We start from the raw sequence: 22,071 nt of genomic DNA, 5'->3' as shown, positions 1-22,071 counted from the left end.
ATTATTTAACTATAAAGTTAGTGTTAACTTTATAACTGGATGTACAATCCAAAATAGAAGAACACAAATTTTTTGTATAGAAAGAAAAAAACTTTGCTCCAATTATTCAACTTGGAATAGATTTAGCTATAGAGTAAAAATAATAATACATTAAAGCGATAAAAAGGAGAGAGGTTACTTACTGAAACCAAATACGTGGAAATGTAAATTGCAAAAATAATTACTTAAGATATTACACGTTCAAGAAATCACAACCTATCTTTGTTGCATATTTTTTTACCAAAGAAAAAAGTGATCACGGACGATATAAAGATAAATAACATGAAAAAAATACTCTTTATTGGCCTTTTGTCTTTATCTACCTTGTTACTTATGGCACAATCAGACAGTGAGTTAGTAAGCATGTTAGAAGAACTCAAGCCTGTTTATGTAGAGTATCAAAAGGCAAATCAACAAAACCTTTTAAACACCGTTAGTATTACGATGGATAAAGATGGGAACAGGATTTATTTCAAAACACCTCATCGAATTGAAGGAGTAAATATTACGATAAAGGATAGAGGGGAGAAGATTGTAATTCAACAGAATAACGTTACTATAAATAAGAATTATTCGATTTCATTCGCAGCAAATCCAGGACGCTATACGGTCATTTTACAAAAACAAAATCATCTTTTAGTCGAGCGTCTAGAAAAAGGATAGAAAAAATAGATACCATAGGTATTAGTAGGTAGAACATCTTGCGTTCTACCTTTTTTTATTTAAAAAATAATAACTTTAGGAGAATTTTAAACTCCTTAGTAGACTGTCTGTTAAATAAATAGTGCTTGTATAGCAAACAGCAGAATAAGGAACCATTCTTTAAATCATTTGGATTATGAAACATATATTATGGGGTTGTTTGTTTGTTGGTCTTATCGTATTGGGCACTGCTTGTAAAAAAGAAGTGTCAAAAATGTGTACCAATAGTTTTGTAGATGAGCGAGATGGTACCGAGTATTGTATGGTGACGATAGGTAATCAAGTATGGATGGCTGATAATTTGAATTATGCTTCGGATAGTAACACCTACACCAATCCATCTAGCCCTAGTTCTGTCAATGCTGTGTATGGGCGTTTGTATACCTTTAGCGAAGCTAACAAAGCTTGTCCGAATGGATGGCATTTGCCAACTGATGAAGAATGGAAAACATTGGAAATGAATTTAGGGATGTCTGTAGCAGAAGCCAATGGACTCAATGAACGAGGTGTAGATCAAGGTGGACAGCTAAAGTCAATAGATGGTTGGGTAGCTAGTGCGAATGCTGGAGTAGTGGGAACTAATTCTTCAGGTTTTAATGCCTTGCCCTCTGGCGAATGGAATCCTAGTTTTGGTCCTTTTTTTCATTTAGGCGAGGAAGCAAGTTATTGGACGGCAACGCCCTATGATACTACAAATACAGCTTGGATGCGTGCGTTGTCTTATGATAAAGCATCTATTCGACGAAGTTATGCTACTCAAAAAATGGGTTTTGCCTGCCGTTGTGTACAAGATTAATATGAAAAATAAAATAGTGGTTGGCTATAACCAAAAGCTCAAAAGAAATACCAAATACACAACTTAGGTGTATAATATCTAGATACCTTCTTTTTTGTGTTTCGAATAGAATAACTTTGTTCGAGAACGATTCTTCGGAATAGGAAAGAACCAAATATTGCATATCAGAATAAGAGTAGATGATTATAGATTTTTTTAAGAATTTTTGGGCTTATCTATTGAGACCCATGCTGTATCGATATCGCCGACAACTGTTCGGAGTGTTATTAGGGATAGGGATGATTGTATCGGTAGGAACTAGTTATCACCTGTTTAGACTTCCTTTTGTAGCAGTAGGAGGAATGGAGGCAATGTCCGAAAATACAACAGCACTTGTTCTTGAAACTACTCATTATCAAAGAACACTTAACCAATTAGAACAAGCAGCTTATTATCAAGATTTAAAGAGCATTTCGCTTTTGAGCAAATGGGAACGAGGTTTAAAACTGATGGATTCTCTTTTTCATGCTACCAATTCTTATGCAAATTTACTTCATCAAGCAACGATTACTAGTGGTGCTCAAATTACTAGCAACGAAACCGCAGATTGGTTGTATGCCCTAGAATCTTACGAAATAGACTTTGAGATAACTAAGTTCATCGAAGAATTAGCTCCCCAGCACACCTTAAAAACGTTATACAGGGGGTACCCCATCTACAATCTATCTTTGGGGAATGGACAAGAAATATCTATGTCTATTTTTCGGAATCTAATTTTGATCAGCCCAATTACTATTTTAGTGGAATCGGGGATAGAGCAACTGGATAATATCAGCTCTAGTGTAGCAGAGAGCCCTTCTTTTACCAAAATAGAGCAAGACATTAAAGACAATGATAAGACAAGGAATTTAGTGGTTTATCTTAATTTAGAAACTATTTCAAGCTTGACAAGTGTACTTACAAAGTCAAATCCTAGAGCTATTGTTGGTTTAATGTCAGTAGGAGCATGGATGGGGTTGGATACCCAGTTTCTGAAGGAAGGGTTTTTGTTAAGTGGGCACTTGCATCCTGCAAAAGAAAATAAATTTTTGCAAGCATTAGCACAACAAGAGGCACCTAAAAATAGTAGAATTGCAGAATATTTGCCTCAGAATATGGGAGCTATGCTTTACTTAGGTTGGAATGATTTCAAAACTTTTTATAATAGTTATAAGGAGGGAGAAGACAAAGATTTTGAAAAATATTTTATGCCTTGGATTGGTCAAGAAGTAACCTTATTTATAGAAGATCCAACCGATGATGAAAATGCTTTTGTAAAGGATAAATTGGTTTTTATCCAGAGCACCGATACAGCTTTAACTTGGAGGTTGCTCAACCGATATGCCCATCAATTTGGAGAACTTAATAGAGCTGCTTACCAGAATTTTATGGTGACTCAAATTGCAGCCAACAGCCCTTTAAAAGCACTATTTGGAGAAGATTTAGCCCCATTGCAGAATCCTTATTATACTATTATTGACAATTATATTGTTTTTGCTAATGCACGGACTACTTTAGAAGGCTGGATTAAGAGCTTTAATACACGGCAGATGATTTTAGATTTACCCGAATACCATGCTTTTTTTGCGCAGGCTAAGAATAAGTCTAATATTTATGCTTTGTTAAATACGCCCAATGCCGCCAAGTTTTTGCAATATTTGGTTCGACCTCAACTACATGATTATCTAAATACTGCCTTTCAAAAGTTTAGAAATATCTACCCTATAGGAGTTCAGTTATATGGATTTGAAAACCATTTTTTAGTCAATTTATCAACAGCTTATAATGTGTTCAAAGAGCAAGAAGAAGTTAAAGCAACCTCTGCTTGGCAGGCAGATTTGGATGCCACAGCAGCAATTGCTCCCAAGGCATTGCGTTCACACGATGGGAATTACTATATTTTGGCTCAAGATGTTAATAATCGGTTGTATTTTTTTAATAAGAATGGGGAAAATTTATGGGGAAAAGACAAAGTATTGACTCGAAAAATTAATTCAGATATTTTTGAAATCGATTTTTATTCTAACAACCAAATTCAATATGCTTTTAGTACCGATTCTGCTATTTATGTGATGGATAAAGCAGGAAGTTATTTGAAGATTATTCCGTTAATTAGCAGGGCGTCTAATGGCGTTCTAGCAGTGGATTATGGCAAAGGACCTCGCTTTTTTATAGCTTGTCGAAATGGTGCTTTTTATGCTTATGAGCAAAATGGGAAACCATTATCAGGTTGGCAACCATTGGAACGGGTTGGTCGTGTGTACTACCCAATGGAATACATGAACTATCAAAATAAGCGCTATTTCATCATGGCAACTAAAGCAGGGAATTGTAAAGCATTTAAACGAAATGGCGAACCTTATTTTAAAGGTGGGAAATTGCCTGGAAATATGACAGGATGGGGAGTAGATGCTCCTATTGGTCGGATTGCAGCAGGAAATGGCAATGGAAAAATTCGCATTTTAAATACCAAAGGAAAGGGATTTGGGTTGTCGCCAGTAAAGGGAGTGAATAAAAATGTACAATTTGTTTATGCTGATGTTTTGGGGGACAAACGGAAGGACTACATTCGTATAGGGGAGGATAAAATGGCTGTGCATTACTACACTAAGGAAGAAGATAAAAAAGGACGATTGAAAGATGTTTTAAAAGAGGCTGGGGTTTATCCTTTGGGAGCCAAGGCAAAACGAAAAGCTTTTGCTGTCAATCTGTTGGGAATAACGAAGCAGTATATCGGTCTTTGGGAACCAGAAAATGCTAGTATTTCTCTAGTCAATGCCAAAGGAGAAGTGCAAAATGGTTTCCCCTTGGCTGGAACTTCTGAATTTCAAATAGTAGATTTGTTTGGTGAGCGGGGTAATACCTTGGTTGTTGCTAATAACAATCGGGTGTATACTTATAAATTGAAGTTTTAGTCTTACTGTATTAGATTTTCAATGATATTGTAAATATTATCTACCTTGATAAATTTATCTGTATGCAACAACCCCTTATATTGTACTTTAGATTGTTGATTTAGAACAATAATCTGTGGAACACCATTAATATCGAATGCCTCTTTGTAATAGGTAAAACTAGAATCAGCCTTGAATACAGGAAATGTATAGCCTTTATTGTAAACATGAGTTTTTACTCGATTAAAAAATAGAGAATCTGATTCTACTTTTCCCCTACTATCTAAAGGAAGATTTACTGCTAAAACTTCAATATTGGGATTGTTTTTATATTTTTTGTGAACTTCTTCTAAGTCTTTGAATTTTTTAAAGCAAATCCCACAGTTAGTAGTCCAAAAGTCTAAGACTATAATTTTACCTTTAATTTTGTTTAAGTCAAGCGTTTCTGAATTTTTAATATTTCTAAATGTAAAACCTTTAATAGAACCGTTTTTATCGTATTCCTTTTGAGCTAACCAGACTTCATAATTACTTACACCATAAAGAGCTAAGCATAGAATGGCTAGAGTGTAAAAAGCTAAAATACTAATTGAGCTTTTTAGGCTTTTATCTGAAAAACTTTGATAGAAAACTTTCCCAATATATGTTGCAAAAAATGTTAAGAAAATAGAAGGAATTGCTCCATAACTACCAAATGGTATACTACTTCCTCCTATAAATATTAGCATAGGCATTGTTAACCACCAATAGTCTCTGCTGTAATTGGGAGAATACTTAGCAAGTAAAGTACCACTTATTACATAAGTAATTGCTATAGTAATGAATTTTATTTGACTAGTATATTCTGATTGTAATACATGAAAAGCTATAAATATGCTTAGTACACTGAACAAAAAAGAAGTAGCTGAAAGTGTCCATAATTGTTTATACCACTGTGTTTTTAATGCAAAGCGATACAAGAAAAGTATAATTATGCCTACGATAAGTGATAAGGTAGTCGTTATTATAAGAAACAATATTGGCTTTGATTGGATTATAACAATAGTACTACAATACAATACTAATAACAGTAGAAAAGGAATGGTTGTTTTAATAAAATTTGTCTTTAAACAGCCTATTATGGAAAAGGAAATAATTTGGATAAAAAGATACGCTTGTAGATCAAATTTTGCAAGAAAAAGAAACAATGAAGGAAGGGATAAAAAAAAGGCAATTTTATAATTGGGTTTCATAATGAAAATAATTAAATAGAAAAAGCTGTAATTTGACTTAATCAAATTACAGCTTTTTAATTTTGAACCTATTTACAAGTACCTAAACATCTATATCCATAAAATGGACCACAGCCATCAGTTGTTCTTTCACATCCAACGTCTGAACAGTCATTTTTACCACCAGCTGTATGCACAGTACAACCTAAAAAGCTATACTGGCAATCACATGACCCAGTTGGAGCTGGAGCTGGCGTTGCAGTGCCATTATCGATAGCATTTAATCGAGCGGTAAACTCTGTAGGTGTAAACAGAGTACTAGTGATAACTAAAGCCTCTCTTTCAGACCAACTAAGGTTATTTTGAGCATCTTCTACCCATTGAGTTACAAAGTCGAAAGTAGCTTGTCTGTCAGCGTCAGGTTGAAAGAAGCTAAGACTAAGTTGTGTTTCTAATAAACTAATGTGATCAAGTTCTTGTTGATTGAAGTTTTCTTGAGTTAATAAGATACTAAATTTATCTGACCAAATACTTAGTTTTTGATCTGGAGATAGGTTACGATACTCAGTTTTAAGAGCACTAATATCTAATTCAAGTAACTCCTCTCTAGTAATTTGATTTCTAAAGGAACTTTGCTCTACTTCTATTTTTACTTCTTCTTTAGCGATGTTTTCTACTTCTTTGTTACAGGCCCAGATTAGACCAGAAAAAATTACTAGGATTACTACAAAAATTTTAAAATTCATTTTTAAGTTTAGGTTTAAAAAAATATGGAATGATTATTATTTACAACTTATGGAAAGAATAATTAGAGTTCTATAAAGGGAATATCTCTAAATAAAGTATAATTACTTGCAATAATAGGAGTATTACTTTTAATTTGAAAACAAATAGATATTTTTTTATAAAAAACAAGAACTTAGAGCTTTCGAAGTTCCTCGATTTGATGGTAAACATATTTTACATTAGGAATAGCGTCAAAGCCAAGCCCCATACTAAGTGGGGCAAAATTAAGATTAGAGGAACTATTTCGATTACTCTTTTGGTCAAATTTGCTATTAAACAAAATAGAGCCAGAGCCATCTTTTTTTTCTAATACTTGAATGTCTGTCAAGGCGGACAAATCAACAAAGCGTAGGTTGTCACCCCGTTTGATAACAATTCTTTTTTCTGTTAGACCATAAATGATTTTCTTGCGAATATACATGTCGTGAAAGAAGCGACCAATAATCAAGTAAAGCCCAATTAGGACAAAAGGAATTCCAAACAAAGCCATAAAAATAGGAGCGTCCATAATAATGACCATAGATTCCCAAAAAATAGCAAAACCTCCCCAAGCCAAACTGAACGGAATTAAACAACCATCAGAGGCACGAAAAATAATGCCCTGTTTAGGTCGATTGGCCCAAATAATGCGTTCTCCTTTATTCACATGTTTTTTTAGATGTTGTTTTGCTGAATTGCTCAAAGGAGAAAAGTCATCTAGAATATCATTTTTCATAGTTCACATCAATTAGATTTATCATTATTTTATAGAGGAATTGCATGCGCTTGATGATTAATAGATACGACTACCGAAGTAGTTTTAAAGCATGATTACAAGTCTCTTTTAAATCACTCGCAATCAAAACAGCTGGATTTTGTTGTTGCAAACGCCTGCGAATGTATCGAGCACCACTAAAGCCCTCCTCAATACCAACCACTAGATTACAATTGAGTGCAGCTTGTTTTGCTGCCCATTCTCCAAGTTCAAATCGAGACGTTTGAGCATAGGCACGTTCTGAGAAATGTTCTTTTTCTTTTGCTAACCAAAATAAAATACAGCCACAGGTTGCCGCTCTTTTCAAAAAGTAACTTTCCCAATCAACTTGTTGCTCATAAACAAAGTCTTTATCAAGATAAGCTTTTTTGGGAGAAGCAACGAATGTATTAGAGGCTTGTCTTTGCAAATAATCAATAGCTTCTGAATGCCAAGCAGGCGCCCCTTGAATTGGACCTGCTAAAAAAATAACAGGCACTTGTGTGTCTATTTTAGGATAATGCGGCGGGAAAATAGTGTTGTGGTGCATGATAAAATACAAATTATAAATTAGGAGGCGTAGCTTGTTCTAATAATTCAAAAACACGTTCAGCATCCGTATAGTTCGCCAATAAATGAAAATCGCCTAATACGCCAGTTTGCAAGGCGTGATTTTCTGCATCAATTCCTACAAAAGGCATCTTCAAGGAAGCACAACTATGTTTATCCCACAAGCCATCACCAATGTAAACAATGTGTTCAAAATCCTCCACTTGATGCAAGGTTTTGGCACGCTCAACAGCCGTTAACATCACCTCTTGTCGAGTAATTGCATCGCTAGCTGTTGCTAGGGGATAATTGCTAATATCAACACCTCCGCCCTTGAGTTTTATTTCTGCAGATTCAACCCAGCAACCTGTTGCTAGAGCGACTGCCCATTCGTCTGAAAAAGCATGTAGAATTTCGGGGGCTCCTTCTATAGCTTGAAAGTAATGAGGATTGGTATGCAACGAATTATTTAAGGCTTCAAAGTAATATTTTTTAAAATCTACTTCCTCTGATTGGCTTGGGACACGTTGGTGAAAATGCTCATAAAGCTCAATGAGTATAGAACTATCTGTAAAATGTTTGAACATGCTTCCGTCAAATGTGTCAAATTGCTTGGTAATGAATTTTTGAACGGTATCTATATAACAAACGTGATCAATTTCGTTGGTTTGGGTTAGTGTGCCATCAATGTCAAAGATGGCGAGCTTTGTTTTTTTCATAATAATCCTAAAAATGAAAGTCCGAAAATGAGGATAATAGTAACTGTTAAAATAGCTCCAGAATAGAGCCAAATGTTTTTGTGGTTAGATTGACCGGTTTTGCCATTATAAGTCTTGCCACAAGAGTTGCATTTTACATGATTTAACAATTGAGGTCCTAAAAGACCGCCCCACCAAGTTGATTTTACTTTGGTATAGTCTGTCTTTTGGCAATTATAACAAGGTTTATAATGGTATGGATTAGAGGCAGTAGGCTCATCTAGTATAGAAGACATTTTAGTAAATAATTAAAAAAGATAAACAGATATTGTTAAGTAGATCATTGAAAAGAGGGTTAAAATAACCAGAAGTGGCGTTACAAATTTTATCCATTTGTCATAGGTGACGTTTACCATTGTTAAAGAAGCTAAAATTAAGCCTGTAGGGGTGATAAATGCCATCAAGCCCATTCCGTATTGATAAGCGTCCACGACAATTTCACGAGGTGCACCGACAACATCTGCTAATGGTGCCATAACAGGCATTGACAATACAGCCATTCCTGAAGAAGAAGGAATAAAGAAGGATAAACCAGCGTAAATGAACAACATAACATTGGCAAATAAAGCTTTAGGTATGCCTTCTACTGCACCAGAAGCGTAGTAAAGTAAGGTATCACTAATCAATCCTTCGTCCATTAAGAAGGTAACACCTCTTGCTATTCCTATAATTAGCGCCACATTTAACAAGTCATTGGCACCTTTGACAAATTCTTGCACAAATTCTTTTTCCTTTATTCCGGCGACTACACCAATTAGAATAGCGCCCACAAAAAAGACCGTTGTCATTTCCATAAACCACCAACCTAACTGAGAGACACCAATAATCATGACAACAAAGGAGAGCAAAAATAAAAGGAGTACCAATTGTATGGATAAGGTGAATTGGTGTTCTTTATCCAGATTGGTATTCATAAATTGCGCCTCAATAGATTCCTTTTGATCATAAATTAAGGAAGAATTTGGCTCTTTTCGCACTTTTTCGGCATAACGGATAATATACCAAAGGCAAATGCCCATTCCTAAAATCAACATTAACAAACGCCCATAAAGTCCACTCGTCCAACTAATACCTGCCGAATTAGAAGCAATGATGGCACTAAATGGGTTAACCGTAGAGGCCATTGTTCCCATGGAGGAACCTATATAAATGGTCGCCAAAGCAACCATAGCATCGTATCGAGCGGCTAAAAAAACGGGAACTAATATAGGATAAAAAGCAATGGTTTCTTCTGCCAAACCAAAAGTCGTTCCTCCTACGGCGATCAAAGAAGAAATAATGATAATCAACCAAGTTTCTCGTCCTTTTAAGCGATTTGCTAATCGAGCAACTCCCGCATCAAAAGCACCTGTATGGTTAACAATACCTATAAAACCACCAATAATTAAGACAAACAAAATAACTTCAATAGCGTCCTTGATTCCTTTTAGAGGAGACTGAATGAAGTCTACGATTCCTTGTGGATTCGCTTCTACTTGATGGTACGTTCCCGGTATCCCTACTGCCTTCCAAATATCCCCATTCTCAAACTTTTGAATATCTATTTTCATACCTAAAGCATCTAAGGTGGCTTGAGTGCCTGGAAGTTCTCGATCGCCATCTTGTGCGTGATGAATGAATAGAGCTGCTGTGTTTTCGGTAGCAGCTTTGTATTCTAGTTTATCGTATTTTCCAGCAGGAATTAGCCAAGTAGACAAGGCGACTAAGGCCGCAATAATCAATAAAACCGTATGGGCAGTGGGAAAGCTGAAAGAAGATTTTTTTTCTTTTTCATCTAATGGTTGGTGCATATTTCTTTAGATTCACTTAGGTTAGCTAATAACTTTAGAATGATTAGGTGATATATGGGTTCACTACTTTGAGAATTTTTTTGTAGAAAAGTCCTTAAAGTATTATTGATTACAAGGAAAGCGTTAAACCAATGACACCTCCATAGCGCAGTGGTTCGCCTACTTTATACCCCATAACAAAGTCGACACGCAGAAAACGAAACAAATTCCATCCAATTCTATCCAAACCAAGGTTAAACTCCATGTATTCTCCTTTTTCTGGTGTGTATAGCAGGTGATAACCTGTTACAAATTCAAAACCAAGTGCTTTGAGACCTGGTATTTTATTCCAAATAAAGCCATTAAAATCGTGTTGTACGTGTAGCATACCAAAGGCTGAACTAGTGCTGTATTCGTAATAGGGTAATAACTGAAAGGTACTTAAATATTCACTAGTTTTAGCAATAATGGTTTGGTTTCCATTAAAATGCTGAAAATCCATGAAGTAAAGTTTGGGCTTATAAGGAAACCATCCACCTGTTGCTTTGAAACTCAATAAACCTACGGTACCAATTTTGATGTTGTCTTTTTCTACTTTTAATTCTAAGTAATCATAGTTGGTGCCACCGCCTAATATTGGGATGCCTCTTTTGTATCGAATCCAAATATCTGGAAATTTTGATTCGGTGTAGAATCGACGGTTGGGGTAAGAGATGTATTTTTGTCCAAAACGGATGCGCAAGGCGAGGGAAATTTCTAAATGATTGTGCGCTAAAAAGCTAGGAGCATCTTTTATGGTTCTAGGATGTCCTAGATCAGTAGGGTTATTTGAAAAAAAACGATTGGTGTTTTTGGGCACCCAGTTGCCTTCTGCTGTATTGGTCAGGGCTATTCGGTGAGCGTATTTGATGCCTCCTCTAAGCAATAGCCCATTGACAACCTGTTGAGAATAAAAAACTCGACCATAATACTCGTCATAGAGTTTCATGTAATTGAGTTTTAGTAGTAAGGTATAATAGGTATTGACAATATCAGGAATAGGTTTGCTAGGGTTAAATTGTCTTTTCATACGACCACCCTCTACATGGAGAAAAGCATTATCAATGGCATTAAAACGGATTTGAAAAAAGCCCATGCCCCTAAATTGATTGTCATCAAAAGAATATTCCCCTTCGGCATGTAATCGAAACCACTGCCGCTTTTCTTCATTGATTTCTTTTCTAAATTCGACGCCCAAACCTATGATTTGTCCTTGAACCGTATTAAAATGCAAGGTATTGATAGGAGAAAGAAACGTTAGTTTGTAGTTTCGATAAGAATTTTGAAAGGTGTAGCCCCCCAACAAGTCTAACAGTTTAGGGCGATTGGCAATTCGATCAATAGAATCTTTATAAGCCTTCGTTTGGGTTACTTTTTCGACACTATCCTTGACGTGATAATCCGTAGCTTCTTCTACCGACAAAGGAACTGGACGAATGGAATCCCAAAAGGCATTGATTTTTTTATTGGCTAAATCTTCTACTTTAAAAATTTCGGCATTAAAGAATTTGGGATCAAAAGAAGGGGTTAAGTCATAATTCCTAAAAACGCCTACAAAATTCCCTCTAGTCGCAATAATTAAAAAACGAAGGGTGAATTTAATGTCTTGTGAAAAAAGACGCCACGTTTCATTATTTAGTTTAATATGGGTTTGTTTGAAATAAACGGTATCTAAAACGGAGATGTTGACGGCTTTGCCTGTCGTGAATAAATCGGTACTGTGAATAGCCCAATCTTCATCTACGATATAAATATAACCACTAAATACCGCTCCCAATTTATTTTTAGGAATCACCTCAATTTTATAAACCAAATGCCCTTCATTATCATAAAAAGAAGTCTCTAAGCGATATTTGTAAGCCCCCAAAGCACCATTTGCAATGGGAGATAGAATTTCAGTATCGCCCAATTCAAAGGAATTTTCATAAAAAGACATGCTCGCCATTGCTGCCCCAGAATTGAAACTAAACCCATTGTCATTGCCGCTTACCTTGGAAGAGGACATGATTTCCTTGAATGCACCATCTTTGTAATGCAATTTGGAAACGGATTCAGAGAGATAGATAATTCCCGTACCCGTAGAATCCAAACCTTCCCGAAGCATATCCAAGGATTGCCCCATAAATGTTTTTGGCAAATTTCGAATGTGTTGAGTGCCTTTTACATAGGTCTCACAGCTATATTGTTTTACTTGATTGAGATAAAATTTACGTTTTTTTATTGCTTTTCGGATGATTCGATAAGCAGGATCTTCACCAGCCGTTACAACAACTTCCTGAATATTATTGGCAATTGGGTTTAAGACAATATCTAATGTAATATCTGCTTTTTCGATAACAACCGTTTCTGTTTTAGACTCATAACCAACATATTGAAAAACAATTTCATAAGTTCCTTCTTCCAACACCAAGTCGTATAAACCATCAATATTGCTAGTTGTTCCTGTGGAAGTTCCTCTAACATAGATGCTGGCAAATGGAAGGACGTCTCCTTTTGCATCCGTCAATTTTCCACGAATGTGTGCTGCAAAAGTTGTTGTCACAACTAGGCAATAAAGGACAAAGGACAATAGGTGTTTCATGAATCTTATTTCAAGTAGTTAAAAAATGGGAACTCAAGACGAGTAGTCAGACTAACTAAAATAAGAATACTAATGAATAAGTTGGGGTTTTGTACTGAATTTAACGTCGAATAACAAAAAAGAGCCGTTCTTTATACTTTATTTTTCCTATGTTATGAGGTTTTTATTGTTGCAGGGCAAATGGTAGGACAGAAGTAGGTTAGATGAGAATATTTAATTAATAGACTATGTTTAGCAAACTAAGTACTTGCTAAACATAGTCTTGAGGAAGAGGAGTAATTGGATAACTTTGCAACAAAGAAATCATTGTAAATTTTATACATTGATTTGTTGTATAAACATTTCTTTGTGATGGCCAATGTAGAGTTGGTTGATTATTAAGGTTTAAGTGTATGCTGTGTTATTTTGTATTATAATAATACTAGATTAAACCACTTCGCCAACAACAAAAATACTACCTCCAACAAACACACAATCATCGTCGCTAGCCTGTGCCTGTGCTACCTCAAAGGCTTCTTGAACAGAAACATAAGCCTCTCCATTCAAACCATAAGCTTCTGCAAATTGTTGAAGAGTGTGCGCATCCAATCCTCTTGGTATATCCGCCTTACAAAAGTAATAAATAGCGTCTTTGGGTAAGAGCGGAAATACCTTACTTAAATCTTTATCATTAACAGTTCCAAATACAAAATGAATTTGCTCTTTGTTTAATTCTTTCAAAGCTTGAAGTGTGTACTGCAAGCCGTGCCCATTGTGTCCAGAGTCGCATATTGTCAATGGAAATTCAGACAAAACTTGCCATCGACCCAACAAATGACTGATGTTTTGTACATCTGCACAAGCGGCTCGAATATGAGCAGGAGTAATATTGAAATTTTCTTTTAATAAAAAGAAGGTTGCTAATAAAGCTGTTTTTAGATTGTGAATCTGATAAGCACCTGTTAAATCAAAAATAAGTTCGTGAAAGTTGAGGTTATAAGGCTCGCTTGTAACGGTATAGATTGCTTTTTGATAATCTTTTTCGATCAATTGAGCTTCTACCACTTCATCGACAAAAATAATTGCTGCATTTTCTTGTACTGCTTTTTCGACAAAGACAGGAGCCGTTTCAATATGTGTTTCTCCTATCAAAACAGGAACATTAGGCTTGATGATTCCAGCCTTTTCTCCAGCAATTAACGCCAGTGTATTGCCTAGCATGGCTTCGTGATCCATTCCTATATTGGTGATAATCGAGAGCAGAGGAGTAAGAATATTTGTTGAGTCAAGTCGCCCTCCCAAGCCTGTTTCAATAATGGCAATGTCTACTCGTTCTTGATGAAAGTAGTCAAAAGCCATTGCCACAGTCATTTCGAAAAAGGAGGGTTGAATTTGCTCAAATATTGCTTGATTATTGGCAACAAAATCAACAACAGATTGCTCCGAGATATACGAACCATTAATTTTGATCCGCTCCCGAAAATCTCTATAATGAGGAGAGGTGTACAATCCTACTTTGTAACCTGCGGTTTGTAGAATAGCTGCTAAAATATGTGCTGTCGAACCTTTTCCATTGGTTCCAGCGATATGGATACTTTTAAATTGATTTTGTGGTTGTCCCAAGTACTCACATAAAGCAGTGATGTTTTTTAAATCCTTTTTGAATGCTTGATTGCCTACCCGTTGGAACATAGGTAGTTGGCTGAAAAGCCATTGTATTGTTTCTTGATAATTCATAATGTAGTAATCGTAAAAAAGTCAATAGACAAAAACGCAATTTTAAACAACTTTACCAATAGCCTATTATAACAAACAAGATTACCTGTTGTAAAGTTTATTAGATAAAGAACTCCTTGTGTTATTAACATAAAAAATAACAATGCCCCACCTATTGATAATATACACCTTTCATCAAATAATTTTCAACATAATCTTGAATGCCTTCTTCTAAACTATAGAAATCTTTTTGATAACCAGCAGAGCGCAATTTCGACATATCTGCTTCTGTAAAATATTGATAATTGCCTCGGATATCTTGTGGTGTATCTATAAAGCTAATGTCGGGCGTTTTGCCCATTGCTAAAAAAGTATGTTTGGCTAAGTCGTAAAAGGTGCGAGCAGTTCCTGTGCCCACATTGTATAAACCAGAGGCAACAGAATGATGCATCAAAAAGTCAATAATAGACAATAGATCTTTGATATATATAAAGTCTCTGCTTTGTTCTCCATCTTTAAAATCTGGACGATGTGAGCGGAAGAGTTTCATCTGGTTGGTTTGTTGGATTTGGTTAAATGCGTGAAAAATAACCGATGCCATACGCCCTTTGTGGTATTCATTAGGACCATAGACATTAAAAAATTTAAGACCAGCCCAAAAAGGTGGTTGTTCTTCTTGATTGAGCAACCAATTGTCAAAATCATTTTTTGAATCTCCATAAGGATTGAGTGGTGTCAAGGCACTTGGGTGAGTTTGGTCGTTATAGCCTTGTTCTCCTAGACCATAAGTTGCCGCGCTAGAAGCATAAATTAATGGAATTTGATGTTGCGTGCAGATTTTGGTAATAGACTTACTATAATTCAGATTCAGTTGATCAAAAATAGCCACATTTTTTTCGGTAGTATCTGTTCGTGCCCCTAGGTGTAACACCAATTCTATCTCTGTAGCATGTTCTGAGAACCAAGGCAAAAAATCTTGCCGATCAATTTTATACAAATATTGTGCATTGGCTAAGTTTTTATTTTTATCAGCTCGATCAAATTGATCCACAACGACGAAGTCTTTGCTCGGCTTTTTATTTAAGTGCGTTAATAAGCAACTGCCAATGAATCCTGCGGCTCCTGTTATTACAATCATAATCTACAAGGTTTAATTTATTATTAGATGTTAGAGGGCTTGGCTTCTAATTTTAAAACTCTTTGAGTCGTTTCTAAAACTTTAAAGCGTTCGTCTGCTCGTTGCCCAAGCACCCAAAGAATAGTATCATTCGCATCGCACAACAACCAAGTTGCATCTTTATCAAAACGATTCATTTTAATATCTTTAAAAAATTTGCTCAATTTTTTCTTTTTACCTCGCATACCTAATGGATAAAAAATATCTCCATCTTTCCAATGCCTCAAATGCAGTGGGAAATGTAGGACATCCATATCCAAATAAACAGTTTGTGGAGTTGTTTTTAAGTTAATTTTTTGGTTTGAAATTTCCCATTGTAAGCTTATATCTGCAATATTTAGGATGCCTTGAGAAGTATCAAAAGGGGCTAAGGTGTGCAATGCTGTTTTGTCATGAGCAATAGGACTCACAATCCAATGGGTACGATCTCTCAATAATTGATGAGTTTTGCTAGTATATAGAGCACCAGATTCTTCTTCTTTTCTATGAAAGATGTATTGAATTTTGGAGGCTTTGAAATGATAGGGACGCAAAATCTCATAAAGCAAGCTAATAGGAGAGGGAGCTTGGGTAATCCCCGCAATATCAATCCAAAGGCTAGTTCCTTTTTGAGTTGTATGTTCTTTTTTTAATTGTTGAATGGCATAATCATACAATGCTTCGGTCTCTCTGAAACGGATGAAATTTTCTTCAAAGGTTTGTTCTAAATTGGGATTGATTCGCTGAAGCTGTGGCACGACCAAATGTCGCAAAGCATTTCTAGTGTATTTTGTACTACTGTTAGAACTGTCCTCCCTGTATTGAAATTGATTTTTTTGAACGTACGTTTCAATATCTGCACGAGTGCTAGATAGTAGTGGGCGAATAAGGTATCCATTTTTAGGCAAAATACCATGCAAACCACGAATACCACAACCCATAGTTAAGTTGAGGAGTAAAGTTTCAATAGAATCATTAATATGATGCCCTACAGCAATGTATTGATAGTCGTATTGAACTCGAATATTTTCAAGCCATTTGTAACGCAAATCTCTAGCGGTAACTTGAATACTTTTTTTGGTATGTGCAGCCTCTTTTTTAGTTTCAAAACGGACACTGTGAAATGACACTTCAAGCTGTTGAGCCAATTGCTCTACAAACAGTGCATCCGCCTCAGATTCGTCAGCTCTTAGTTGAAAATTACAGTGGGCTATACCAAATTTAACACCTGCTTTTTTACACAGTTGGACCAAAGCAATTGAGTCAATGCCACCACTAACTGCAATCAAAATACGATCTCTAGACAGTCGAAATAATTCTTGTTGTTGAACATAAGTAATAAAGGTGGACAACATACGGCTTGTTTTTATAAATGGCGATTATTGATATTAATTCGCTAAGATAGCCTAATACTTGGTAGATTTTTCTTCTTTTTATAGAAAATCAAAAAAACATTGCTGCACCATTTTTGATTTTTGATATAGAGCAATTTTATAATTTAAAAGTTGACGGTGTTGATTACTAATAGTGTATGTTTTTATTGAGTTGTTGTTGATCAAAAAAATAGTTTTTCTAAGCCTTCTCCCAAGTTGGGAAGATCGATCAACGCTTCGTAAATATCTCGCTCGTTTTCACTTTCAAAAAAGGGAATCGTAAATGTTTTCTGGTAAGCTTCCAGAGTAGTTTCTTGCTGTTTAACTTTTCGTTCAATGGATAGATAAGGGGCTTCAGACAAGTCATCCCATTGATGTTCCGCTAAAAATAAAACATCATATTCTAAGATGGAAACTTGATATTGACTAACACCCCAAATGCTAAAATCCTGCTGATCTACAATTTGTAATTGCTCAAATGCTTTTATAAAATTAAAGCCTAATTGCGAACGTAGAAGTGTTAGCGCCAAAAAGTTATTGGTAGCGTCATTAGAAGCTATAATTTGTCTAATTCTAAAAGGAATGGTTTCATCTAGCATGATTTAGATAACTTGATCAATGAATTGTTGAGTGCGGTTCCGTTAGTATTGGGTTAATTTGTGTCATTTGAATAGGTTTAAAATAGGTTGTAGTCCAGAAAGCAGATAGCGTGGCTATACCAAAGGTAAGGATTAAATAGAAAGGTTCCCTATACCAATCATTAAATAAAATGATGCCAATAGGGACGAAGATGAGTCGAATAAGCTCAGAGGTAAACAACCATGATTTAGATTCTAAAATACCACTTAGATTAACAATGGTATGCCATAAAAAGGCAGCGCCTATCCAGCGCTCAAAAGTAGTCCAAGGTGAATGACTGTTGATGATGAATAGCATGATGATGAGCCCAATTAGAGTATGCAGAATAAGATATATTTTTGAATGGCTAAACATTACTGATTGGTAACGAACTTGATTTTTTAAAGTGATTTCTTGATTGGGAACATAGGGAGGCAAGCCTCTAGGCTGCCAAGTCAAAGGCATGAACCAAAGACGTATTTTGTCCCACCAATAAGGAGCCGCCAAAGCTTTGTTCCAAAGGATTATATAGTAATGAAAATTAATCTTGATTGGGTTCCACGATTTTGGGCCATTATACATCCCATAGACAACCTTGTCTGTTTCCTCTTCAAAAGTGCCAAAAAGCCGATCCCAAATAATTAGGAACTCTGCATAGTTCTTATCTAGATATTTAAAATTGACTCCATGATGGACTCTGTGATGAGAAGGGGTATTAAAAATAAATTCAACCCACCGCCAAAACTTTGGTAGCACTTCTGTATGATGCCAATAACCTATGAATAAATGAATGCCTGTCATCATATAAATATCAAAAGGCTCAAAACCAATGATCGTTAAGGGCCAAAAAAAGAAGAAGGACATAAGACGTTGAGTAATGCTAGCACGTAGACCAACCATCAAGTTCATTTCTTCGGCAGAATGATGGGGAGAATGAGCTGCCCACATGATATTGATTTCATGCCCCCAGCGATGTACCCAATAAAAAATAAAATCAATGCCTAGTAGTAACAATAGCCAGTTGTACCAGTGTGCTGCATCCATTGAGATGTCGAACCAATGAAACTGTTCCCAAAGATAACCATAAGAAAAATAAACGGCTACGGCAACAAGTACGTTGGTACTTTGATTGCCCATTGCCGTACAAAAATTAGCAATAGACTCTTGAAATGTAAAATATGATTTGCGAGCCAACCAGCAATAGATTAACTCTAGAATGACCAGTCCAACAGCCAAGGGGGTTAATAGACTGTAGATGTTTTTAGCTGTTTTGGAAAGGTTTGCAGTTTGACCAAAGTCTGTAAGACAGTAGACGGTCATGAGTATGGATAAGAAAATAGTCCATAAGATATGTGAAGTTCTTATCATGACAATGTTTATTAAATAGGGGAAAAATGGTTGTTCAACTTTATAACTTTTGAGTATACTAAAAAAAAGAGTAACAAACAAACACATTTGAGAAGAAAGTATTTTTATACGCCTTTGGAAAGCAAAAGATTATAAAGTGTAACTTATTTGTTTATTTGTGATTTTTTTTTATCAAAAAAATTATATTTTATTTGCTTTTAAAATAAATTAAAATTAGTTTTGTTATCTTTCTCCTTAGCGAAACTAACGACATTTGAAATTATATTTATTTAATTCATAAATCAGTGCCTATCGATACTTGCGAAGTTTCAAAAGGAAACTATAAAATTTAACATCCCAAAATAATGTCTAAAAAATGCTCTAAAAGCCCTTGTTTTAGGGATTTTTCAGGTCTTTTTTTTGCGATTTTAGCACTCTATTTTGACTCGTATGTCCTATAAATGCAGACTTATGGTAAAATTAAATATAATTCCGTTTATCGTTAGAACCGCTGCTTTCTCCTTGAAAAAGAGACCAAAACAATTTATAAACACTCAAGAATTAAAATTATGATTTTAGATGAACCAAGATCAATTTCCTTTTCTTTTAAAGGGAATGGCGGAAAATTATTAGGCATTTATATTGTCAATATGTTTCTAATTGCAATTACAATCGGATTGTATTATCCTTGGGCAAAGGCAAAGATGACTCGATATATACATAGCGAAACAGAATTAGAAGGAGAACCTTTTGTCTTTCATGGAACAGGGAAAGAAATGTTTATTGGATTTATCAAGTCAGTAGGGATTGTTCTTTTGTTTGGTATTAGTGTGCAGCTTTTAACAATGTTGTTTGGATTATATGGAGCAATCATAGGGGGGCTTCTTTCAGTAGCCTTTTTTCTGTGCGCCTTTCCGTATGCCATACATGGTTCTATGCGTTATCAAACATCTAGAACTTCATGGAATGGTGTGCATTGGGGATACCGAGGTAATTTGGGGGTATTTATACGCAAATTTATTATAGGATATTTTATGACTGTATTTACCTTAGGAATTTATGGGGCATGGTACGCTCAATCACTCCGAAAGTATATTGTTGGCAATACTCGTTTTGGAAACATTGAATTTGAGTATGATGGAGATGGGTTGACCTATTTTGTCATGCACTTAAAAGGCATTGTTTTGACCATTTGCACCTTAGGGATCTATTTTTTCTGGTACAACAAAGATATTTTTAACTATCTAGTGAACCAGACCTCAGCAAGACACGAGGAAGAAGAGATTGAGTTTACTTCTGAATTAACTGGTGGAGCTTTGTTCGGGCATATGTTCACCAATGCATTGTTAGTGGTATTTACCTTAGGAATTGGTTTTCCTTGGGCGATTGTTCGTACCCTTCGTTTTGTTTATAGTAATATAAGTATCAATGGTAATTTTAATGTCGAAAAACTAGTAGACACAGAACCTGCTTATAACGATGCACTAGGCGAAGAGTTAGGAGGTGTAATAGAAGCAGCTTTGAGTTAAATGCTTGTAATAAGTACATAAGAAGATATGATGAAAGCGATTCTAGGCAACAAACTTAGAATCGTTTTTTATTAGAAGCTATAGAATAGGAGTTAGCTGTGCTGCTACTGTGTGGTAGTTGATTATTATTCGCTACGCTCATGGAAGCACAAGCTTGGTTTGTTAGTATAGTATTTTAAAATTGAACATCTGTATTGGGAAGCCAAGCTCGAATCTCTGCAATATGGGAAGTTGAAATGGGGTTATTAAATAAATAAAGTCCCGTCAAATTAGCTAATTTATGAATGCTTTCAGGAATGGAACTGACTTTGTTGGAAGGTATTTCTAATAAACTCAAGTTATTTAGATTCCCAATACTTTCGGGCAAAGTAGTTAGTTGATTGTTTTGAAGGTGCAATCCTTGAAGGTGCTTTAGGTTGCCAATACTTTGAGGCAGGCTTTGCAATTGATTGTACTCTATTTTTAGAAGCTCTAAGTTAGGCAATTGCCCGAAACTTTCTGGTAGGGTTGTTAGTTGGCCTTCTTTGATGTACAGACGTTTGAGACCAGCCATATGGTGGATATTGTCAGGCAAACTAGTGATTGAAGTTTTGTCCAAGATCAACTCCTCCAAACTACTATGTTGCGTAATCGCATTAGGCAACTCTGACATTTGAGCAAGACTCAAATCCAGTTTTTTGAGACTGCTTATTTGCGCAAAATCAGCAGGCAAGCGCTCTAAGTTGAGCCCCCCAAGTTCTAAAGTAAACAATTTGTTCAAATTGATAAATACCGGGATGCATTGTGTTACTTGCAGTCCTGTGTGCCCCATATAAAGCTCCTCTAAATTGGACAACATTTGAAAACTAGACGGTAAGTTTTTAATTGGATTGCCACTAAAATTGAGCTTCCACATAGTCGACAGAGCACCAATATTTTCGGGCAAATTTTGAATGCTATTATAAGCAACTTCCAAAATTTGTAATTCAGGAAGTGTTGTTAAAACCTCAGGCAATGCAGCAAATTTGTTATCACGAATATCCAATAGCTTGAGGTTGACCATTCGTTCCATTCCTCTCGGAAGTGCTTGGATATTATTGTATTGGAGGTAAACTTCTTCCAAGTTTTTTAATTTGCTAAAACTCTTTGGCAGCGATTCTAGTTGATTTTTGTTAGCCTGCAAAATTTGCAAATTTAAACACTTGCCAATTCCTTCAGGAAGGGTTGTCAATTCATTTCCATCCAAATATAATATTTGCAGTTTTGTTAATTTGTGAATATCCTTTAATTCTGTCAAACGCTGCGACCTAAGGTCCAATACATAGACAAAATCAGGATTAGCAATCGCTTCATCTAAAGAGGTATAAGTTTGCGTTTGTGATAATTCTTCTGGACTCAATAAATATTGAGCTTGAATAGAAGAAAGGGGTACGATATAGATAAAAAGAAGAAGGTAAAAGTATCTCATTAAATTATGATTTGGTTACTACTACATAGTA

At 35.5% G+C, this 22,071-nt stretch carries 19 protein-coding genes; 5 read left to right on the top strand and 14 right to left on the bottom strand.

Annotated features, from left to right (window positions below):
* The first annotated feature begins 372 nt into the window (after window positions 1-372).
* The 3 genes from QP953_RS24515 (at window position 373) to QP953_RS24505 (ending at window position 4,470) form a co-directional block, all read left to right on the top strand.
* Window positions 373-702 carry a DUF3244 domain-containing protein gene (locus QP953_RS24515; RefSeq protein ID WP_197043859.1) on the top strand — a complete coding sequence of 110 codons (330 nt, stop codon included), beginning with the start codon at window positions 373-375 and terminating at the stop codon, window positions 700-702.
* A gap of 175 nt (window positions 703-877) precedes the next feature.
* Complete coding sequence (locus tag QP953_RS24510; protein ID WP_309553244.1) at window positions 878-1,537, top strand: FISUMP domain-containing protein; 660 nt, start codon at window positions 878-880, stop codon at window positions 1,535-1,537.
* A 179-nt stretch (window positions 1,538-1,716) separates the two neighbouring features.
* Window positions 1,717-4,470 carry a DUF3352 domain-containing protein gene (locus tag QP953_RS24505; protein WP_309553243.1) on the top strand — a complete coding sequence of 918 codons (2,754 nt, stop codon included), beginning with the start codon at window positions 1,717-1,719 and terminating at the stop codon, window positions 4,468-4,470.
* A 2-nt stretch (window positions 4,471-4,472) separates the two neighbouring features.
* Here QP953_RS24505 and QP953_RS24500 read toward each other — a convergent pair whose 3' ends face one another.
* Window positions 4,473-5,408, bottom strand: coding sequence for a TlpA disulfide reductase family protein (locus QP953_RS24500; protein WP_309553242.1), 936 nt, complete (start codon window positions 5,406-5,408; stop codon window positions 4,473-4,475).
* A gap of 13 nt (window positions 5,409-5,421) precedes the next feature.
* On the opposite strand from QP953_RS24500, the gene QP953_RS24495 reads away from it, so the two are divergent.
* Window positions 5,422-5,670 carry a hypothetical protein gene (locus QP953_RS24495; protein WP_309553241.1) on the top strand — a complete coding sequence of 83 codons (249 nt, stop codon included), beginning with the start codon at window positions 5,422-5,424 and terminating at the stop codon, window positions 5,668-5,670.
* Window positions 5,671-5,749: 79 nt separating this feature from the next.
* On the opposite strand, the gene QP953_RS24490 is transcribed toward QP953_RS24495, so the two are convergent.
* From QP953_RS24490 to QP953_RS24435, 12 genes are all read right to left on the bottom strand, one after another.
* Window positions 5,750-6,406, bottom strand: coding sequence for a bacteriocin fulvocin C-related protein (locus QP953_RS24490; protein WP_309553240.1), 657 nt, complete (start codon window positions 6,404-6,406; stop codon window positions 5,750-5,752).
* 173 nt (window positions 6,407-6,579) lie between these two features.
* Window positions 6,580-7,161, bottom strand: a complete 582-nt coding sequence (locus QP953_RS24485; RefSeq protein ID WP_309553239.1) for a hypothetical protein — start codon at window positions 7,159-7,161, stop codon at window positions 6,580-6,582.
* 70 nt (window positions 7,162-7,231) lie between these two features.
* Window positions 7,232-7,729: a nucleoside 2-deoxyribosyltransferase domain-containing protein gene (locus QP953_RS24480; protein ID WP_081909563.1), complete on the bottom strand. Its 498-nt coding sequence runs from the start codon at window positions 7,727-7,729 to the stop codon at window positions 7,232-7,234.
* A 13-nt stretch (window positions 7,730-7,742) separates the two neighbouring features.
* The gene (locus QP953_RS24475) at window positions 7,743-8,447 is read right to left on the bottom strand and encodes an HAD family hydrolase (protein WP_052597574.1); all 705 of its coding nucleotides are present in this window, start codon (window positions 8,445-8,447) and stop codon (window positions 7,743-7,745) included.
* The gene (locus tag QP953_RS24470) at window positions 8,444-8,722 is read right to left on the bottom strand and encodes a hypothetical protein (RefSeq protein ID WP_309553238.1); all 279 of its coding nucleotides are present in this window, start codon (window positions 8,720-8,722) and stop codon (window positions 8,444-8,446) included. The genes QP953_RS24475 and QP953_RS24470 overlap by 4 nt, the downstream gene beginning before the upstream one ends.
* A gap of 12 nt (window positions 8,723-8,734) precedes the next feature.
* Window positions 8,735-10,276 carry a YfcC family protein gene (locus QP953_RS24465; RefSeq protein WP_309553237.1) on the bottom strand — a complete coding sequence of 514 codons (1,542 nt, stop codon included), beginning with the start codon at window positions 10,274-10,276 and terminating at the stop codon, window positions 8,735-8,737.
* Window positions 10,277-10,385: 109 nt separating this feature from the next.
* Complete coding sequence (locus tag QP953_RS24460; RefSeq protein WP_309553236.1) at window positions 10,386-12,875, bottom strand: DUF5686 and carboxypeptidase regulatory-like domain-containing protein; 2,490 nt, start codon at window positions 12,873-12,875, stop codon at window positions 10,386-10,388.
* Between the two features lie 426 nt (window positions 12,876-13,301).
* Entirely contained in the window at window positions 13,302-14,591 is a 1,290-nt protein-coding gene (locus tag QP953_RS24455) for a folylpolyglutamate synthase/dihydrofolate synthase family protein (protein WP_309553235.1), read from the bottom strand.
* 151 nt (window positions 14,592-14,742) lie between these two features.
* Entirely contained in the window at window positions 14,743-15,708 is a 966-nt protein-coding gene (gene rfaD, locus QP953_RS24450) for an ADP-glyceromanno-heptose 6-epimerase (protein WP_309553234.1), read from the bottom strand.
* 23 nt (window positions 15,709-15,731) lie between these two features.
* Entirely contained in the window at window positions 15,732-17,081 is a 1,350-nt protein-coding gene (tilS, locus tag QP953_RS24445; protein ID WP_052597568.1) for a tRNA lysidine(34) synthetase TilS, read from the bottom strand.
* Window positions 17,082-17,281: 200 nt separating this feature from the next.
* On the bottom strand, window positions 17,282-17,698 hold the full coding sequence (locus tag QP953_RS24440; protein ID WP_309553233.1) for a hypothetical protein: 417 nt from the start codon (window positions 17,696-17,698) through the stop codon (window positions 17,282-17,284).
* 16 nt (window positions 17,699-17,714) lie between these two features.
* Complete coding sequence (locus tag QP953_RS24435) at window positions 17,715-19,085, bottom strand: sterol desaturase family protein (protein WP_309553232.1); 1,371 nt, start codon at window positions 19,083-19,085, stop codon at window positions 17,715-17,717.
* Window positions 19,086-19,633: 548 nt separating this feature from the next.
* Here QP953_RS24435 and QP953_RS24430 point away from each other — a divergent pair.
* Entirely contained in the window at window positions 19,634-20,593 is a 960-nt protein-coding gene (locus tag QP953_RS24430; protein WP_309553231.1) for a DUF898 family protein, read from the top strand.
* A 175-nt stretch (window positions 20,594-20,768) separates the two neighbouring features.
* Here the strand turns inward: QP953_RS24430 and QP953_RS24425 are convergent, their stop codons facing one another.
* Entirely contained in the window at window positions 20,769-22,040 is a 1,272-nt protein-coding gene (locus tag QP953_RS24425) for a hypothetical protein (protein ID WP_052597562.1), read from the bottom strand.
* Window positions 22,041-22,071: the final 31 nt, after the last annotated feature.

Source organism: Aureispira sp. CCB-E (assembly GCF_031326345.1).
In the GTDB taxonomy this organism is placed as follows: domain Bacteria; phylum Bacteroidota; class Bacteroidia; order Chitinophagales; family Saprospiraceae; genus Aureispira.
The sequence above is the reverse complement of the archived record's forward strand: the minus strand, read 5'-3'. Positions and strand labels throughout refer to the sequence as shown.

Bases quoted from the DNA above. Each gene is read 5' to 3' on its own strand.
- QP953_RS24465 (WP_309553237.1), bottom strand. From the start codon at position 10,276: ATGCACCAACCATTAGATGAAAAAGAAAAAAAATCTTCTTTCAGCTTT.
- QP953_RS24495 (WP_309553241.1), top strand. From the start codon at position 5,422: ATGCCTACGATAAGTGATAAGGTAGTCGTTATTATAAGAAACAATATT.
- QP953_RS24515 (WP_197043859.1), top strand. From the start codon at position 373: ATGGCACAATCAGACAGTGAGTTAGTAAGCATGTTAGAAGAACTCAAG.
- QP953_RS24430 (WP_309553231.1), top strand. From the start codon at position 19,634: ATGATTTTAGATGAACCAAGATCAATTTCCTTTTCTTTTAAAGGGAAT.
- QP953_RS24490 (WP_309553240.1), bottom strand. From the start codon at position 6,406: ATGAATTTTAAAATTTTTGTAGTAATCCTAGTAATTTTTTCTGGTCTA.
- QP953_RS24505 (WP_309553243.1), top strand. From the start codon at position 1,717: ATGATTATAGATTTTTTTAAGAATTTTTGGGCTTATCTATTGAGACCC.
- rfaD (WP_309553234.1), bottom strand. From the start codon at position 15,708: ATGATTGTAATAACAGGAGCCGCAGGATTCATTGGCAGTTGCTTATTA.
- QP953_RS24470 (WP_309553238.1), bottom strand. From the start codon at position 8,722: ATGTCTTCTATACTAGATGAGCCTACTGCCTCTAATCCATACCATTAT.
- QP953_RS24485 (WP_309553239.1), bottom strand. From the start codon at position 7,161: ATGAAAAATGATATTCTAGATGACTTTTCTCCTTTGAGCAATTCAGCA.
- QP953_RS24480 (WP_081909563.1), bottom strand. From the start codon at position 7,729: ATGCACCACAACACTATTTTCCCGCCGCATTATCCTAAAATAGACACA.
- QP953_RS24460 (WP_309553236.1), bottom strand. From the start codon at position 12,875: ATGAAACACCTATTGTCCTTTGTCCTTTATTGCCTAGTTGTGACAACA.
- QP953_RS24475 (WP_052597574.1), bottom strand. From the start codon at position 8,447: ATGAAAAAAACAAAGCTCGCCATCTTTGACATTGATGGCACACTAACC.
- QP953_RS24455 (WP_309553235.1), bottom strand. From the start codon at position 14,591: ATGAATTATCAAGAAACAATACAATGGCTTTTCAGCCAACTACCTATG.
- tilS (WP_052597568.1), bottom strand. From the start codon at position 17,081: ATGTTGTCCACCTTTATTACTTATGTTCAACAACAAGAATTATTTCGA.
- QP953_RS24510 (WP_309553244.1), top strand. From the start codon at position 878: ATGAAACATATATTATGGGGTTGTTTGTTTGTTGGTCTTATCGTATTG.
- QP953_RS24440 (WP_309553233.1), bottom strand. From the start codon at position 17,698: ATGCTAGATGAAACCATTCCTTTTAGAATTAGACAAATTATAGCTTCT.
- QP953_RS24435 (WP_309553232.1), bottom strand. From the start codon at position 19,085: ATGATAAGAACTTCACATATCTTATGGACTATTTTCTTATCCATACTC.
- QP953_RS24425 (WP_052597562.1), bottom strand. From the start codon at position 22,040: ATGAGATACTTTTACCTTCTTCTTTTTATCTATATCGTACCCCTTTCT.